We start from the raw sequence: 16,688 nt of genomic DNA, 5'->3' as shown, positions 1-16,688 counted from the left end.
CGTACAGCGCGCCGCCCGCCGATGCCGTTAGCACCATTTCTCCCACAGGATCCGCCGCTGCGCCACACTTTGTGGCGCCCCGATGCGGTTCCGCGCATTTCTGAAAGTACCGATCGATGCAGTTGCTGTTCGAAGAAGGCGGCGAGATCCGCGCCGGCACCGTGCTGAACCAGCAGGGCGAGGCTTACCAGGTGGAGCTGCCGGCCGGCAAGCGCACCAAGGTCAAGTCGCGCGACGTGCTGCTGCAGTTTGCGCAGCCGTCGGCGATCGAACTGGTTCGCCAGACCGGCGACATGGTGGCCGAGATCGACCTGGACTTCCTGTGGGAATGCGCCCCCGAGGCCGAGTTCGGCTTTGCCGAGCTGGCCGCCGAGTACTACGGCGCCGAGCCCGGCGCGGTGCAGCAGGCGGCGCTTGCAATGGCGCTGCACGGCAATCCGGTGTACTTCCGCCGCAAGGGGCGTGGCCGCTACCAGCGCGCGCCCGAAGACCAGCTCAAGGCCGCGCTGGCCGCGCTCGAGCGCAAGCGCCAGCAGGCGCTGGTGCAGTCCGAGTATGAAGAACAGCTCAAGGCGCTGACGCTGCCGGAATCGTTCCGCAACAAGGTGCTGCAGCTGCTGTTCAAGCCGGACAAGAACAGCCTGGAATACAAGGCCATGGACGCGGCCTGCACCGCGCTCGGCATGACGCCGATGCGGCTGATGGTGGCCGCCGGCGGCGTCGCCAGCGCACGTGCGCTGCACGAGGCCAAGTTCCTCGCCGAGTGCTTTCCGAAGGGTACCGGCTTCCCCGATACCGACGTGCCCGAGCCGTCCGCCGACCTGCCGCTGGCCGAGGTCGAGGCGTTCTCGATCGACGACGTCACCACCACCGAGATCGACGATGCGCTGTCGGTGACGAAGCTGCCCGACGGCAAGCTGCGCATCGGCATCCATATCGCCGCGCCCGCGCTGGGCATCCGCCGTGGCGAGCCGCTCGACGTGATCGCGCGCCAGCGCCTGTCCACGGTTTACTTCCCGGGCGACAAGATCACCATGCTGCCCGACCCGGTGGTCGAGCGCTACACGCTGCAGGAAGGCCGGGTTTGCCCGGCACTGTCGCTGTACGTGACGGTGGACCCGACGGTGTGGCTGATCATTGGCAGCGAGACCCGCGCCGAGATGGTGCCGATCGCCGCCAACCTGCGCCACAACCTGCTCGACGATGTCATCACCGAGGCCTCGCTGGCCGAAGGCACTGGCGACTACCCGTTCCGCGAGGCGCTGACCCAGCTGTGGCACTTCGCCGGCTACCTGTACGACGAGCGCCAGAAGGCGCGCCTGGCCAGCGGCCTGCGCCCCGAGACACACAACCGCGCCGACTTCAACTTCTACCTCGACGACCAGCCCGACGGCAGCCAGCGCGTGCGCATCGAGCAGCGCAAGCGCGGCTCCCCGCTGGACAAGATCGTGGCCGAGCTGATGATCCTGGCCAACAGCACGTGGGGCAAGCTGCTGGCGGACAACGGCGTGCCCGGCATCTACCGCACGCAGAAGGCGTGGGGCATGCATCGCACCCGCATGCAGACCTACCCGGCACCGCACGAAGGGCTGGGCGTGGCGCAGTACGCGTGGAGCACCTCGCCGCTGCGCCGCTACGTCGACCTGGTCAACCAGTGGCAGATCCTGGCGGTGGCGCAGCACGGCGTGACCGCCAAGCTGGTGGCGCCGTTCAAGCCCAAGGATGCCGACCTGCTGGCCGCCGTGGCTGACTTTGAAGGCACTTATGCCGCCTATGCCGACCACCAGTCGACCATGGAGCGCTACTGGTGCCTGCGCTGGCTCAAGCAGGAGAACCGCGAGCGCATGGTCGCCGCGGCGCTCAAGGAAGGCGCGGTGCGTTTTACCGAGATCCCGCTGGTCACGCGCGTGCCCGAGCTGGTTCAGGCGCAGCGCGGCACCCAGGTGCTGCTGGAGATCGGCGAGACCGACGAGATCACGCTGGAAGTCTCGTGCCGCGTGCTGGAGATATTCGCCGGCGAGGGCGTGTTGCCTGAAGAAGAGCTGGAAAGCGACGAGGAAGCCGCTGAAATGTCGGCCGAAGCCGCAGCCGAAGCTGCCGCGGAAGACGCCGCCGAGCAGGCCGCAGGCGTCGCGGACGATGCCGCGGCAAGCGCCGGTGGCGACGCACCGGCCGAGCCGTCGGCTGAGCGCGACACCGGCGGCACCGCCGCCGGCTGAAGCCTTCGGAAATCGGCGGGGCTCACTTACAATGCGTAGCGGCATTCCCGGCCGGCCGGGAATGCCCATTCACTTGTCGCCTCGCACCTCCCGAGCCAAATTCCCGCCATCGTGAACGCTGCACTCGCCGCTCCCCGCCACCGGTGGCACGCCAGGTGGCACAACAGCAGTACGCTGGCCAAGGCGCTGGCGATTTCCCTGGTCGTGCATGCACTGCTGCTGATGGTGCGGATAGCCGCGCCCGAGGTGTTCGAGATCAAGCGCACGGACTCGCCGCTTGACGTGGTGCTGGTCAACGCGAAATCGGCGCAGAAGCCGCGCAACCCGACCGCGCTGGCGCAAGCCAACCTGGACGGCGGCGGCGACCATGATCTGCAGCGCGCCACCACGCCGCTGCCAGCGCAGACCGTGACGCAGGAGGGCGACCTCGTGCGCCAGGTGCAGCGCCGCGTCGAACAGCTCGAACTGGAGCAGCAGCGCTTGCTGACGCAGGCGCGCGAGCCCGCGCCTGCGGTGCGCAGCCAGCCGCTCAAGCCCGGCGAGAAGCGCCAGGACAATCCCCAGCGCGGTCAGGACGAGCGCACCTCGGCCGACGAGATGGCCAAGCTCGAAGCCGAGATCGGCCGCAACCTGGATCACTACGCCAAGCGGCCCAAGCGCTTCCAGTTGACGGCGACCAGCGCGCAGGCGGTCGATTACGCGCAGTACTACGACCGGCTGCGCCGCAAGATCGAGGCGCGTGGCACCACCGATTTCCCGCAACGCAATGGCAAGCCGCTGTACGGCCAGTTGATCCTGGTGATCAACGTCAACCGGCTCGGCAAGCTCGGCTACAACCGCGACGGCTACAACATCGACGCCATCGACGTGGTCAAGAGCTCGGGCGATCCCGCGCTGGACCGCCAGGCCGTGGCGATCGTGCGCGCGGCCGCGCCGTTCGGCGCCTTCACCGCGGAAATGGCGGCGCGCCAGGACATCCTGGAAGTCATTTCCACTTTCAAGTTTTCGCGCAGCGGGCTGGAAACCCGGCTGCAGGCACGCTGATGACCACTCCAGACACTACGCCAGACCGCACCCAGAACACGCCGGACCAGTATGTGGTGATCGGCAATCCCATTTCGCACAGCCGTTCGCCGGCGATCCACGCCGCTTTTGCGCGCCAGACCGGCGAGGCGGTGCAGTACGACCGGCTGGAGGCGCCGCTGGACGGGTTTGCCGATACCGTGCGCAAGTTCTTCGCCGACGGCGGCTACGGCTGCAATGTGACGGTGCCGTTCAAGCTGGAGGCCTATGACCTGGCCGACCGCCTGACCGAGCGTGCCGAAGCCGCCGGCGCGGTCAACACGCTGTGGATCGAGGATGGCCTGATCCACGGCGACAACACCGATGGCGTGGGCCTGGTGCGCGATATCCAGGACAACCTCGACACGCTGGTCGAAGGCAAGCGCGTGCTGCTGCTGGGAGCTGGCGGCGCGGCCATGGGCGCGATGCTGCCGCTGATCGAGGCGCGTCCGTCGCGCATCGTGGTGGCTAACCGCACCGCGTCGCGCGCCAGCGACATGCTGGAAGAGTTCGTCGAAGCGGCCGACCAGTTCGGCGTGGAGCTGTGGGGCGGCGGTCTCGATGCGCTGGAAGGCCTGTCCGAGGACGAGGCCTGCGACATCGTGATCAATGCCTCGTCGAGCAGCCTGCACGGCGAAGTGCCGCCGCTGCCCGAGTTCCTGCTGGGCGAAGGCGTGCTGGCCTACGACATGATGTACGGTGCCGAGCCGACCGTATTCCTGCAGTTCGCCGCGCGCTGCGGTGCGCGCACCAGCGACGGCCTGGGCATGCTGGTCGAGCAGGCCGCCGAGGCCTTCTATATCTGGCGCGGCGTGCGCCCCCGTACTGCTCCCGTGCTGGCCGAGCTGCGCGACGCGCTGCAGGCCGAACGCAAGGGCTGAGCGGGGCGCCGCCGGCCGTGGCCATCCGCAACCGCACGGCCAGCGCCGCCCGTGGCGCTGCCTCCGCCGGCTCGGTGCTGAATCCGCTGCGCTGGCTTGGCTACCTGCTGGGCTGCATGGTCGCGGGCGTGCTGGCGATGCAGTTGTATTTCTTCGTGCAGATTGCCAGCTGGCAATACGTCAACCCGTCGAGCACGACCTTCATGCGGGCCGAGCGCTGGCGGCTGTGCGGCTTCAACCTGTGGAGCTGCGGGCTGGAGCGCGAGTGGGTGCCGTATGAGCGCATCTCGCGCAACCTCAAACGCGCGGTGATCGCCAGCGAGGATGCGGGCTTCGTCAACCATCCCGGCTACGAGCTCGACGCCATGCTCGATGCGTGGGAGCGCAACAAGAAGCGAGGCCGCATCGTGCGCGGCGCTTCAACCATCACGCAGCAGCTGGCCAAGAACCTGTTCCTGTCGTCCGAGCAGCATTACCTGCGCAAGGGGCAGGAGCTGGCGATCACGTGGATGCTGGAATTCTGGCTCGACAAGCAGCGCATCTACGAGATCTACCTGAACTCGGTGGAGTGGGGCGAGGGCGTGTTCGGCGCGCAGGCCGCGGCGCAGCACTACTTCCGCACCAATGCCGACAAGCTCAGCATCGGGCAGTCCGCGCGGCTGGCGGCGGCATTGCCGGCGCCCAAGTGCTTCGACAAAAAAGAGTACTGCGCCAACGTGCGGGTGAATTTCCGCGCGAAGGCGGGAATCATCGCGCGCAGGATGGGCGCGGCGACGTTGCCGGACTGAGGCCCGACGGGCCTTCGGGTCTCAGCTCAGCCAGCCCTTGCGGCGGAAATACACCAGCGGGATCGCCGCCGACACCGCCATCAACGCGATCGCCCAAGGATAGCCCGCGGCCCAGTCCAGTTCCGGCATTACCTTGAAGTTCATGCCGTAGATGCTTGCGATCAGCGTGGGCGGCATCAATGCCACCGACACCACCGAGAACAGTTTGATGATCTTGTTCTGGTTGATATTGATGAAACCGACGGTCGCATCCATCAGGAAGTTGATCTTGTCGAACAGGAACGCGGTGTGGTTCTCGATCGAGTCGATATCGCGCAGGATCTGGCGTGCTTCGTCCTGCTGCTCGGCCGACAGCAGCTGGCTGCGCATCAGGAAGGACACCGCGCGGCGCGTATCCATCACGTTGCGGCGGATGCGGCCGTTCAGGTCTTCCTCGCGGGCGATGGTTTCCAGCACGTCGGCAGCGGCGGCATCGGTCACGTTCTCGGCCAGCACGCGGCGGCTGGCTTCTTCCAGGCGTTCGTAGACTTCCTCGATCGAGTCGGCCGAATATTCCGCATCGGTCGCGTACAGGTCCATCAGCACGTCCTTGGCGTTGCGCACCGAGCCCGGGCGCATGCGCGCGCGCAGCCGCACCAGCCGGAACACCGGCAGGTCTTCGTCGTGGATAGAGAACAGGACGTCCTTGGTCAGCACGAAGGCCACGCGCACGTTGCGTGATACCTCTTCCTCATCGAGCAGGAAGTCGGTGCGGATATGGATATTCTCGTCCTCGCCCTCGAAATAGCGCGCCGACGCCTCCAGGTCGCCCAGGTCTTCCAGTTCGGGAAGGGCGACGCCGTAGGCTTCCTTGATCCAGTTCAGCTCTTCGTCGTCAGGGTTGACGACATCGATCCAGATCGGCTTGTGCTGCAGCAGCTCATTGCGCTCGTCGACTTGCTCCTGGGCAAGCCGGCCTTTCTGCAGGACGAACAGGTTGATCATCCCCGGGATTCCTTATTGCTGATTTGCGACGAAAAACAATGACAAGCGCGAAGACAAGCGCAGGCGGCTCGCCGCATCCCAGGTATTGCGTCATGTCCCGTCATGGCCCAGCGGCAAGCCGCGCAAGGCCGGGCCACGGGCAAGCGTGATCGCGCTGTCCCGCGGCTGCGCGGAGCAGGCGGACAAGGCGATGGCGTTTGCCTGGGTTGGCTGGCTAGCCGGGAGAGGGAAGATCCGCCACGGTGGGGCGCGCATGAAGGCGCCGCTGGTGGCACGGAAAGACACTCGCCCGCAGTTCTGACTGCGGGCAAGTCCGACGAAGCGCGGAGCCGGGTGCTCCGGGCGGGTCGTCGTTACGCAGCCCGCAGTGACATGGCATTCGCAGTGGTCGCATGACTGCGCCAACTCGAACACCCGATGCTACTGCCCACGTAATTTCTCCGGGATTGTGATGGCCGCGAGTGTAGCCCAACGAAGGGGCGCTTGTTAAGTGAAATCTCCGTGGAGGTGGCGCGGCCGTTGTGCTCCCCCCCGGGCCGGCGGCCTCAGCCCATGGCACCGCGCAGCCGGCGCCAGAGCAGCGGCGCCAGCATCACCGAGGACAAGGCCAGGAACATCAGCACGATGGCGGCGTAGTCCTGCCAGTGCGGCCGCTCGCCCAGCAGCCACATGCCCGAGAAGACGCCGACCACCGGGATGAACATGATCGACAGGCTCGACACCACCGGCGGCAGGCTGCGCGCCAGCCCGAACCAGACCAGGTGGCAGAAGGCAAAGACCACCACCGCGTTGTAGGCGATCGCGCCCCATTCGACGGTGGTCGGCATGCGCCAGCCGTGCTCGAGCAGCAGCGTGCCGACGAGCAGGAAGGGCAGGGTCGCCAGCAGCATCCAGAAGGTCATGGCGCCGATCGGCACGTCGGTCTGGGTGCGCTTCATCAGCTGGGTGCCGAAACCCCAGCCGGCAGCGGCAAGCAGCATCAGCAGCGTGCCGGCGGGGCTGCCGGTCAGCGCGCTGATCTCGCCTGACAGCAGCAGCACCGTGCCCGCCAGCGCGCAGCCGATGCCAACCCAGGCCCAGCCGCCGATGCGTTCGCGAAAGAAGACCAGGCCCCACACCACGGCCCAGATGGGCATGGTGTAGCCAAGAATGGCGGCGCGTCCCGACGACAGCATCTTGACCGCGCAGATGGCGAACAGGTGCCACACCACCATGTTGGGCAGGGCGAGTCGGAACACCGTGCCCCATTCGCGCCGCGGCACGGCCAGCGAGTCGCCGCGCAGGCGCAGCGCCAGGCCCAGCGCGACCACGCCGCCGGCCATGCACAGCAGGCGGAAGCCCATCGGCGGAAAATGCGCCACCCCGACCTTCATGATGGGCCAGTTGATGCCCCAGGCGAGGGTTAGTACGACAAGCAGGAAAATACCGCGGCGATCGAGAGACATGACTGCAGATGGCGGCTGTGCGCGGTGCCGCTCTTTGTTTTGAGAGGAAGCGCAAAACGATAGCACGCAGCGGGTAAAATTGCCGGAAACGACATATGCTGCAGGGATGAAAGGTTTTCACGCCGCTGCGGCCAACCGTGCCGGCCTGGGACTTGGAAGTCCCATGAGGCGCCGGCGCCACCAGGATATTTCGAGCATCCCATGACTTTCACCGAGCAGCTTGCTGCCGCCTGGCAGCGTAACGATTCCCTTCTGTGTGTCGGGCTCGACCCTGATCCGCAGAAGCTGCCGCTGTCGCTGACCGGCGCGGGCGGCGCCATCTTCTCGTTCTGCCGCGAGATCGTCGATGCCACCGCCGACCTGGTTTGCGCCTTCAAGCCGCAGATCGCGTATTTCCATTCGCAGCGCGCCGAAGACCAGCTCGAGCAGCTGATCCACTACATCCACGACGCCCACCCCGGCATCCCGGTGATCCTGGACGCCAAGCGCGGCGATATCGGCTCGACCGCCGAGCACTATGCGCTGGAAGCATTCGAGCGCTACAAGGCCGACGCGGTCACGGTCAGCCCCTACATGGGCTTCGATTCGATGCAGCCGTACCTGGCTTACCCGGACCGCGGCGTGATCGTGCTGTGCCGCACTTCCAACCCCGGCGGCTCCGACGTGCAGTTCCTGCAGGTCGATGGCAAGCCGCTGTACCAGCTGGTGGCCGAGGCCGCGCGCGAGCGCTGGAACACCACTGGCCAGATGGGCCTGGTGGTGGGCGCCACCTTCCCCAACGAGATCGCGCGCGTGCGCCAGATCGTCGGCGACATGCCGCTGCTGATCCCGGGCATCGGCGCGCAGGGCGGCGATATCGAGGCGACGGTCAAGGCCGGGCGTACCGCGGATGGCACCGGCATGATGATCAACTCGTCGCGCGCAATCCTGTACGCCAGCCGCGAGAAGGATTTCGCGGCAGCGGCGCGCAATGTCGCGCTGCAGACGCGGGAGACCATCAACCGCTACCGCCACGGCTGACTGCCGCATGCGGAATAAAAAAACCGCGCCAGCTGGCGCGGTTTTTTGTTGGGCTGCGGGTGGGCGGCAGGGGCCCTCAGGCCTCGTTGCGCAGCAACTCCAGCAACCCCCGCATCGCGTGCTCCGCCGCCTGGCGCCGGATCTGCGCCCGGTCGCCGCGAAAGCGCTGGGTTTCCACGATGGTGGTGATGCGGTTGCTCCAGCCGAAGCACACCATGCCCACCGGCTTTTCCGGCGTGCCGCCGTTGGGACCGGCCACGCCGGTGATCGACAGCGAAACCTGCGCGCGGCTATTCAGCAGCGCCCCTTCCGCCATCGCGCGGGCGACCTCTTCGCTGACGGCACCGTGGTCGCGGATCAGCTTGGCCGGGACGCCCAGCATGGTGGACTTGGCTTCGTTGGAATACGTGACATAGCCGCGCTCGAACCAGCCGGACGAGCCCGAGACATCGGTGATGGCGGCGGCGACCAGCCCGCCGGTACAGGACTCGGCGGTGGCCAGCATCAGGGATTTTTCGGCAAGGGCAACGCCGGACTGGACGGCAAGCTGGTCGAGCAGGCGGCTGACTGACATGTTGGACTCGGGGGTTTGATGGAATGGGCCGGGCTCAGAACGAGCGCCACAGCGCGAACACCAGCAGCGTGTAGAAGGCCGCGAAGATGTCGTCGAACATGACGCCGAAGCCGCCGCGCAGGCCGGGGCCCTTGAGTGTGCGGTCGTAGTAGCCAATCGGCGCGGGCTTGGCGATATCGAACAGCCGGAACCACAGGAAGGCGGCGAACTGGCCCCAGAAACCGGTCGGCGTGACAAAGACCAGCACCAGCCAGAACGCGATGATCTCGTCCCACACCATGCTGCCGTGGTCATGCACGCCCATGTCGCGGGCGGTCCTGGCGCAGGCCCACAAGCCCACCAGGAAGCCTGCGCCGATGATCCACAGCCAGGTGGCCGACTCGATCCACAGCGATACCACCACGAACGAAAGCCACGCGTAGAGCGTGCCGACCGTGCCGGGGCTGACCGGCGACAGGCCGGAGCCGAAGCCAAAGGCGATGAGGTGGGCCGGATGGGCCAGCATGAAGCGCGCCGTCGGGCGCGTGACCTTGACGGTCTGGCCGGCTTCCAGGGTCATGGCGGGATCGCGGGGAGCGGCCCCGGAGGGGATGGTGGACATCAAGGTTGGCTCGTGTGATGCGGATGCTGCTTATGGTTATGGCCGGCTTGCTGCTTTCAGTGCTGCGGAAGGCGGGACTCCGGTTCCCGCGCGGCGCGCCGATGGCGGCATCATGACATGCCTGTGCCCCGGTGTCAGGAGGAGGCGAAGTGGTCGAAGCTCGCGCCGGTGTAACGGGTCGGATTGCCGGCATGGTCGACCAGCCGCAGGCCCGGCTCCGCTGTGATCGTCCCGACGCGCGTCAGCGGCAACGCCAGGCGCTCGCTGAGCGCGGCGAGCGCGTCGCGGTTGCCCGCCGGTGCGGTGAAGCACAGCTCGTAGTCGTCCCCGCCTGCCAATACGCATTCACGCTGGATCGCTTCCGGCTGGCTGGCCAGTACCGCCGAGCGTGGCAGCGCGTCGACATCGATCAGCGCGCCCACCTGCGAACGTGCCAGGATATGGCCGAGGTCGCCGATCAGGCCGTCGGAGATGTCGAGTGCCGCATGCGCCATGCCGCGCAGCGCCATGCCGAGTGCCACGCGCGGTGTCGGCGTGTCCATGCGCGGGCGCACCTGGGTGAAGTCGGGCTCGGGCAGCAGCCATTCGCCACGGCAGTCGCCCAGCGCCAGGCGCGCGTCGCCAAGCGTGCCGGAGATCCAGATATCGTCACCCGGGCGTGCCGCGTCGCGGCGCAGCGCGGCGCGGTGCGGAACATCGCCGAATACGGTCAGCGACAGCGTCAGCGGGCCGCGCGTGGTGTCGCCGCCGACCAGCTCGCAGCCGTGGGCGTCTGCCAGGGCCAGCATGCCGTCGGCCAGCTCGGCCAGCCATGCCGGGTCGGCCTCGGGCAGGGCCAGCGCCAGCGTGAAGGCGCGCGGCTCGGCTCCCATCGCGGCGAGGTCGGACAGGTTGACCGCCAGCGCCTTGTGGCCAAGCGCGCGTGGGGCCACGTCCGCAAAGAAATGGCGGCCACTGACCAGCATGTCGGTGCTGATGGCGAGGTGATGGCCCGGGCGGCCTTCGATCAGTGCGCAGTCGTCGCCCACGCCGAGTGCGGCTTTATGCACCGGCCGCGTGAAATAGCGGCGGATCAGGTCGAACTCGGAAAGTGGAGCGTGCGGAGCGGGCTGGGCGTCGGACATCGCGGCGAGCTGGCAGTGGACAGGAGTTTGCCCGGCCGGCAGGCACCGGAGGGACGGATGGAGTCGGAAGGGCGCATCAGGATGCGGCGCCGGCAGCGTTTCAGCAAGATACTGCCGCGCATGACAGCCATGACCGCAGCGAGTCACCAGCCATGCGCCGGGCGGCGCTACGCTTGCTGGTGTTGCCCCGTTGGATGGGGCATATTGTACCGAATCGCAAAGGTGCCCCAAGCAAAAGGCTTATTGTGAAATAGTATTTCACTATATAAAATGCTGGGTTCCAAAGGAAGAGAAGGTGGGCACGTGGAGCCGGTCCGCCGATCGTCCCCGCCAAGCCAATGACGGCTCCACCGATTGGAAAATGCGCCGATGACCAGCCCTCAGCAGTCCCCGTCCCAAGACGATCTGAAACAGCAGCAGCGTGAGGCGCTGCGCAAAGCGGCGCTCGAGTATCACGAGTTTCCGACCCCCGGCAAGATTTCCGTCACCCCGACCAAGCCGCTGTCGAACCAGCGCGACCTGGCGCTGGCCTACTCGCCGGGCGTGGCCGCGGCCTGTGAAGAGATCGTGGTCGACCAGGCCAACTCCTTCCGCTACACCGCGCGCGGCAACCTCGTCGCGGTGATCACCAACGGCACCGCCGTGCTCGGCCTCGGCGACATTGGCGCCGCGGCCTCCAAGCCCGTGATGGAAGGCAAGGGCGGCCTGTTCAAGAAGTTTGCCGGTATCGACGTGTTCGATATCGAAATCGACGAGAAGGACCCGGAAAAGCTGGTCCAGATCATCGCCGCGCTGGAGCCTACCTTCGGCGGCATCAACCTGGAAGACATCAAGGCACCGGAGTGCTTCTACGTCGAGCGCAAGCTGCGCGAGAAGATGAAGATTCCCGTCTTCCACGACGACCAGCACGGCACCGCGATCGTGGTGGCCGCGGCCGTCATCAACGGCCTGAAGGTGGTCGGCAAGGACATCGACAAGGTCAAGCTGGTTGCCTCGGGCGCCGGCGCCGCCGCGCTGGCCTGCCTGGACCTGCTGGTCGACATCGGCCTGCCCATCGAGAACATCTGGGTGACTGACCTGGCCGGCGTGGTCTATGAAGGCCGTACCGAGCTGATGGACCCGGAAAAGGCCCGTTTCTCGCAGAAAACCGACAAGCGCAAGCTGGGCGAGGTCATCGACGGTGCCGACATCTTCCTGGGCCTGTCCGCCGCGGGCGTGCTCAAGCAGGACATGGTCCAGCGCATGGCCGACAAGCCGCTGGTGCTGGCGCTGGCCAACCCGAATCCGGAAATCGCGCCCGAGCTGGTCAAGGAAGTGCGGCCGGACGCGGTGATGGCCACCGGCCGTACCGACTACCCGAACCAGGTCAACAACGTCCTGTGCTTCCCGTTCATCTTCCGCGGTGCGCTGGATTGCGGCGCCACCACCATCACGCGCGAGATGGAAATCGCCGCCGCCAACGCGCTGGCCGAGCTGGCGCGTCAGGAGCAGAGCGACATCGTTGCCAGCGCCTATGGCATCCAGGATCTGTCGTTCGGTCCGGAATACCTGATTCCGAAGCCGTTCGACCCGCGCCTGATCGTCAAGGTGGCCCCGGCCGTGGCCGAAGCCGCGATGAAGTCGGGCGTGGCCGCCCGTCCGATCGAGGATATGGACGCGTACCGCCTGCAACTGCAGCAGTTCGTGTACCACTCGGGCACGCTGATGAAGCCGATCTACGCCGCCGCGCGCAAGGTCGAGATGGAGAAGAAGCGCATCGTCTTTGCCGAGGGCGAAGAAGAGCGCGTGCTGCGTGCCGTGCAGGTGATCGTCGATGAGAAGCTGGCCAACCCGATCCTGATCGGCCGCCCGGCCGTGCTGCAGCACCGCATCGAGCGCTTCGGCCTGCGCCTGCGTGCCGGCGTCGACTTCACCGTGGTCAATCCCGAGCACGACGAGCGCTTCCGCGACTACTCCGACGCGTATTACCGCATGATGGCGCGCCAGGGCATCACGCCCCAGTACGCCAAGCTGGAACTGCGCCGCCGCACCACGCTGATCGGCGCCATGCTGGTCAAGCAGGGCGAGGCCGACGGCATGATCTGTGGCACCGTCAGCACCACCGCGGCGCACCTGCGCTACATCGACCAGGTACTGGGCGGCACCGGCAAGGTCTACGCGGCCATGAACGGCCTTGTGCTGCCGGGCCGCCAGATCTTCCTGGTCGACACCCACGTCAACGTCGACCCGACCGCCGAGGAACTGGCCGAGATCACGCTGATGGCTGCCGAAGAGCTGAAGCGCTTCGGTATCGAGCCCAAGGTTGGCCTGCTGTCGCACTCGAACTTCGGCTCCTCCGAAGCGCCTTCGGCCCGCAAGATGCGCGATACACTCGCCATCCTGCGCGAGCGTGCACCGGAACTCGAAGTCGACGGTGAAATGCACGGCGACAGCGCGCTCGACCAGAAGCTGCGCGACCAGCTGGTGCCGGACAGCACGCTGCAGGGCGAAGCCAACCTGCTGGTGTGCCCGAACATCGACGCCGCCAATATCTCGTACAACCTGCTCAAGGTTGCCGCGGGCAACAACGTGGCGATCGGCCCGATCCTGCTGGGCGTGAAGGCGCCGGTGCACATCCTGACGCCGTCGGCGACGGTGCGCCGCATCGTCAATATGACCTCGCTGGTGGTGGTGGACGCGGCTGCCAAGCGTTAAGCCGCCTGCCGTGCAAAGGTTTCGGAAAAGCCGGGTTCGCCCGGCTTTTTTGTCGCCTTGTGGTGACAGTTAGTATGCGCACACATACGCTTAACATATTGAAACAATTGAGGAATTCCCGCTGCGTCCGGGCCGGGATTGATTAATTGCGTGCATGCGCGTAACCTTACGCCTTTGATACAGGCGCTCGCCATGAGCGCCCCGGTGCGGTTGGCATCCGGCGCGTGCAGGACAAGGCGCGCGAGGTTGCCGGCCAGGGTGGCCCGGACAGATCGTCTACCCAAACAGCGGCAGGCTCGATTTCCGGTTCAACCTAGACAAGCAACGTGGTTTCCCAAGTACCCTTGATGCAGCAGGCAGCGCAGATGCTGGCCCGGTCGATGACCGGCGCGGCATTGGTGCTGGCCCTGGCGCAGCCCGCGCTGGCGCGCCAGGCGCAGACCGAGGGCATGGGAACCATTGCGGTGCAGCAGTTGCCCAACGAAGCACGGCAGACCCTGGAGCGCATCGAAACCGGCGGCCCGTTCCCGTATGACAAGGACGGAACCCGATTCGGCAACTACGAACGCCTCCTGCCGCAACAACAACGCGGGTACTACCGCGAGTACACGGTAAAGAGCGCCAGAAGCCGGAACCGGGGAGCCAGGCGGATCGTATGCGGCGGGGAACAGCGCGCTGCCAACGATTGTTACTACACGGAAGACCACTACAACAGCTTCAAACGGATACTCAAATGATGACTGACATTTTCGGACTGGGCGACGCCCTTGCCGCCCGCGAAGAGCGCGGCGCCGGAGATGGCTGGCAGCGGGCTCAGCAGCAGGCCCAGAACCTATATGACAACGTGCTGACGATGCCGCAGCGCCAAGAGCTCACGCACAAACTCCCGCCCGCGAACGCGCCCGTGGCCATGCCGGCCGGTGCAGGCTGGGCTGACGGCACCAGCGAGGGGGCCATGAACCTGTTCAAGACGGTGCGTCCGAACATCGTCCAGTCGATCCGTGCCTTCCGTGTGCCCGAGCTGGCCCAGGCGGCCGCCGATCTCGGCCAGCATTTCCTTTATGCCAATTGCGCGCATTGCGCCAGCAAGGCCGAGGTCCTGGAAACGATCGCAACGTCGTTTATCTTCCCCAAGCATTTCGGCAAGAACTTCGACGCCCTGGCGGATTGCCTGACGGACCTGATCTACAAGGCTGGCCCGCAGCCGGGCTTTGTCATTGTCCTGGAAGGCCTGCCGATTGCGCAGAAGTTCGACAAGGAAGGGCGCGAGGTGCTGCTCGATGTGTTCCGCGACGCCGCCGAGTTCTGGGGCGAGCGCAAGGTGCAGTTCCGGGTGTTCTATTCGTTCGCCTGAGCGCCGGTACAGTTCCGTAGTAAGCAAAAAGCCCGCAATTGCGGGCTTTTTGCTTGTCAGCGCGCCGCGCGTGCCGGCCTTACTCCTGCGCAGGGACATGCCCGTGCGGTGTCAGCCGGTCGATCAGCTCGGGCAGGCCTTCGCTCAGTTGCGCCGCCACGTCCTCCTGCGACATCCCGGTCGACTGTGCCAGCGAGTCCAGCGCCCCGGTCCCGCCCAGCGCGTCGCTCAGCGCCGACGGCGTGACCGGCTGGTTGGCGCCGGTGCCGATCCACGAATCCACCTGCTCGCCCAGCCCCGCTTGTGCCAGGATCTGCTGCAGCGCGCCGATGCCGCCTGCGGCAGCGCCCAGCGCCTGGCTGTTGGCCGGGGCACCGCCCTGACCGCCAAGCAGTCCACCCAGCAGGGAGCCAAGGTCAAGCCCGCCGGTGGCGCCGGGCGCGCTGGAATTGCCGCCAAGCATGCCGCCCAGCAGCCCGCCAAGGCTGCCCAGTCCGCCGAGCCCATCGTCGACCGGCGCTGCAGAGCCGCTCTCCTGGCCGCGGTTGCGCATGGCCAGCACTGCCAGCAGGCCGAGCGCCATCATCAGCTTCGGATTGAGCCCGCCGGCGCTGCCTTCTTCGCCGCGGGCATTGCCCAGTTGTCCGAGCACGCCGCCCAGCACGCTATCGAGTAGTCCCATGGTCGACTCCTTCAGTCAAGGTTGGCGCTGGCCGGATGGCCGCCGCCGTCAGAATCCGCCAAGCAAGGCGTTGAGCGTCGAAAGGCAGACCAGCCCGGCCGTCTCGGTGCGCAGGATGCGCGGGCCGAGCGACACGCCGGTGAAGCCGGCCCGCAGTGCCGCGCGCTCTTCGTCCGGCGACAGGCCGCCTTCGGGGCCGATCAGCAGCGTGACGCCATCGGCAAGCAGGGCGTCGCGGCGCTCGGCCGCATAGGCCGGCAGCGACTGCTCTGCCCGCGGCGACACCAGCAGCCTTGCCGCGGTGCCGCTGCGGCCGGACTGCGCCAGCCACGTCTCAAAGTTAGCGACCGGGGCCACGGCGGGCAAGCGATTGCGGCCGCATTGTTCGCAGGCGGCCTGCACCAGCGCCTGCCAGTGCGCCTGGCGTTTGTGCGCGCGGTCACCGGTGAGGCGCACCACCGAGCGGTTGGCCTGCAGCGGCTGGATCGCGGCGACGCCGAGCTCGACCGCTTTCTCGATCAGCCAGTCCATCTTGTCGCCACCGGCCAGCCCTTGCGCCAGCGTGACGCGGAAGGGCGGCTCGGCCTCGGCCGCGTCGTGCGCGCCGATACGCGCTACCGCATGGCGCTTGCCCAGTTCGAGCAGGGTGGCGGCGTGGCTGCCGCCGCGGCCGTCGAACAGCGTGATGGCGTCGCCGGGCTCGAGGCGCAGCACCTGGGCGTGGCGTACCACCGGTTCGGGCAGGGAAAATTCGGCTTCGGCGGCAAGGATCGTGTCCGTGCCGCCGACAAAGAAACGCGGAGCCATCAGCTTGCCTTGCCCCCGTTCGGATCGAGCGGCTTGCCGAAGCCCCAACGGTACCCGTCCGGGTCCTCGACCATGCAGTAGCGGTCGCCCCAGAACTGGTCGGCGGGGGCCATCAGGCTGACGGCCCCGGCGTCGACCGCGCGCTGGTGCATCGCGTCGACATCGTCGCAGTAGACATAGAAGGTTTGCGGGCATTCCACGCCGAGCGAGCGGGGCGTGCGGGCGGTGCTGCCCCAGGCGCCTTCGGGTGCGAACATCACCACCAGATCGCCCTGGTAGTGCATTTCAGCGTGGGTCGGCACGCCGTTTTCATCGACCACGTTGCCGGCGGCAAAGCCGAAGGCGCGGCTGTAGAAATCCAGTGCGGCGCGCCCGTTGGCGACGGTCAGGTAGGGGGTGAGCCAGGGGGTGTTGGCCGGTCTGCTCATGATCGTCTCCTGTCATGCGGGAAAC

16 protein-coding genes are annotated in these 16,688 nt (G+C 66.9%); 8 read left to right on the top strand and 8 right to left on the bottom strand.

Annotated elements, in window-relative coordinates:
- Positions 1–116 precede the first annotated feature (116 nt).
- The 4 genes from J8I82_RS32550 to mtgA all read left to right on the top strand — a co-directional run bounded on the left by J8I82_RS32550 (position 117) and on the right by mtgA (position 4,950).
- Positions 117–2,219: a ribonuclease catalytic domain-containing protein gene (locus J8I82_RS32550; protein WP_209763736.1), complete on the top strand. Its 2,103-nt coding sequence runs from the start codon at positions 117–119 to the stop codon at positions 2,217–2,219.
- A 111-nt stretch (positions 2,220–2,330) separates the two neighbouring features.
- Positions 2,331–3,263 carry an energy transducer TonB gene (locus J8I82_RS32545; protein WP_209763735.1) on the top strand — a complete coding sequence of 311 codons (933 nt, stop codon included), beginning with the start codon at positions 2,331–2,333 and terminating at the stop codon, positions 3,261–3,263.
- Complete coding sequence (aroE, locus tag J8I82_RS32540; RefSeq protein ID WP_209763734.1) at positions 3,263–4,162, top strand: shikimate dehydrogenase; 900 nt, start codon at positions 3,263–3,265, stop codon at positions 4,160–4,162. Before J8I82_RS32545 ends, aroE begins: the two co-directional genes overlap by 1 nt.
- Positions 4,163–4,248: 86 nt before the next feature.
- Complete coding sequence (gene mtgA, locus J8I82_RS32535) at positions 4,249–4,950, top strand: monofunctional biosynthetic peptidoglycan transglycosylase (RefSeq protein ID WP_209763803.1); 702 nt, start codon at positions 4,249–4,251, stop codon at positions 4,948–4,950.
- A 21-nt stretch (positions 4,951–4,971) separates the two neighbouring features.
- Here mtgA and corA read toward each other — a convergent pair whose 3' ends face one another.
- Together corA and J8I82_RS32525 are read right to left on the bottom strand one after the other, a co-directional pair.
- Entirely contained in the window at positions 4,972–5,934 is a 963-nt protein-coding gene (gene corA, locus J8I82_RS32530) for a magnesium/cobalt transporter CorA (protein WP_209763733.1), read from the bottom strand.
- Positions 5,935–6,479: 545 nt separating this feature from the next.
- A complete protein-coding gene (locus tag J8I82_RS32525; protein ID WP_209763732.1) occupies positions 6,480–7,379 on the bottom strand; it encodes a DMT family transporter in 900 nt (299 codons plus the stop codon).
- A 201-nt stretch (positions 7,380–7,580) separates the two neighbouring features.
- On the opposite strand from J8I82_RS32525, the gene pyrF reads away from it, so the two are divergent.
- Positions 7,581–8,399 (top strand): orotidine-5'-phosphate decarboxylase, encoded by an 819-nt coding sequence (pyrF, locus tag J8I82_RS32520; RefSeq protein ID WP_209763731.1) that lies wholly within the window; start codon positions 7,581–7,583, stop codon positions 8,397–8,399.
- A 76-nt stretch (positions 8,400–8,475) separates the two neighbouring features.
- On the opposite strand, the gene J8I82_RS32515 is transcribed toward pyrF, so the two are convergent.
- From J8I82_RS32515 to thiL, 3 genes are all read right to left on the bottom strand, one after another.
- Positions 8,476–8,973: a CinA family protein gene (locus J8I82_RS32515; RefSeq protein ID WP_209763730.1), complete on the bottom strand. Its 498-nt coding sequence runs from the start codon at positions 8,971–8,973 to the stop codon at positions 8,476–8,478.
- 34 nt (positions 8,974–9,007) lie between these two features.
- The gene (locus J8I82_RS32510; protein WP_209763729.1) at positions 9,008–9,574 is read right to left on the bottom strand and encodes a phosphatidylglycerophosphatase A family protein; all 567 of its coding nucleotides are present in this window, start codon (positions 9,572–9,574) and stop codon (positions 9,008–9,010) included.
- A gap of 134 nt (positions 9,575–9,708) precedes the next feature.
- Positions 9,709–10,698 carry a thiamine-phosphate kinase gene (gene thiL / locus J8I82_RS32505; RefSeq protein WP_209763728.1) on the bottom strand — a complete coding sequence of 330 codons (990 nt, stop codon included), beginning with the start codon at positions 10,696–10,698 and terminating at the stop codon, positions 9,709–9,711.
- Positions 10,699–11,067: 369 nt separating this feature from the next.
- On the opposite strand from thiL, the gene J8I82_RS32500 reads away from it, so the two are divergent.
- From J8I82_RS32500 to J8I82_RS32490, 3 genes are all read left to right on the top strand, one after another.
- Positions 11,068–13,392 (top strand): NADP-dependent malic enzyme, encoded by a 2,325-nt coding sequence (locus J8I82_RS32500; protein WP_209763727.1) that lies wholly within the window; start codon positions 11,068–11,070, stop codon positions 13,390–13,392.
- 365 nt (positions 13,393–13,757) lie between these two features.
- Positions 13,758–14,129 carry a guanyl-specific ribonuclease gene (locus J8I82_RS32495; protein WP_209763802.1) on the top strand — a complete coding sequence of 124 codons (372 nt, stop codon included), beginning with the start codon at positions 13,758–13,760 and terminating at the stop codon, positions 14,127–14,129.
- The gene (locus tag J8I82_RS32490) at positions 14,126–14,746 is read left to right on the top strand and encodes a barstar family protein (protein WP_029047850.1); all 621 of its coding nucleotides are present in this window, start codon (positions 14,126–14,128) and stop codon (positions 14,744–14,746) included. Before J8I82_RS32495 ends, J8I82_RS32490 begins: the two co-directional genes overlap by 4 nt.
- Before the next feature lie 79 nt (positions 14,747–14,825).
- Here J8I82_RS32490 and J8I82_RS32485 read toward each other — a convergent pair whose 3' ends face one another.
- Genes J8I82_RS32485 through J8I82_RS32475 form a run of 3 tightly spaced genes read right to left on the bottom strand, consistent with a single transcriptional unit; the run spans position 14,826 to position 16,663 of the window.
- Positions 14,826–15,428: a YidB family protein gene (locus tag J8I82_RS32485; protein ID WP_209763726.1), complete on the bottom strand. Its 603-nt coding sequence runs from the start codon at positions 15,426–15,428 to the stop codon at positions 14,826–14,828.
- Between the two features lie 48 nt (positions 15,429–15,476).
- A complete protein-coding gene (locus tag J8I82_RS32480; RefSeq protein WP_209763724.1) occupies positions 15,477–16,235 on the bottom strand; it encodes a 16S rRNA (uracil(1498)-N(3))-methyltransferase in 759 nt (252 codons plus the stop codon).
- Positions 16,235–16,663 carry a VOC family protein gene (locus J8I82_RS32475; protein WP_133092314.1) on the bottom strand — a complete coding sequence of 143 codons (429 nt, stop codon included), beginning with the start codon at positions 16,661–16,663 and terminating at the stop codon, positions 16,235–16,237. The genes J8I82_RS32480 and J8I82_RS32475 overlap by 1 nt, the downstream gene beginning before the upstream one ends.
- Between the last annotated feature and the right edge of the window lie 25 nt (positions 16,664–16,688).

Source organism: Cupriavidus consociatus, assembly GCF_017814975.1.
Classification (GTDB): domain Bacteria; phylum Pseudomonadota; class Gammaproteobacteria; order Burkholderiales; family Burkholderiaceae; genus Cupriavidus; species Cupriavidus consociatus.
The sequence above is the reverse complement of the archived record's forward strand: the minus strand, read 5'-3'. Positions and strand labels throughout refer to the sequence as shown.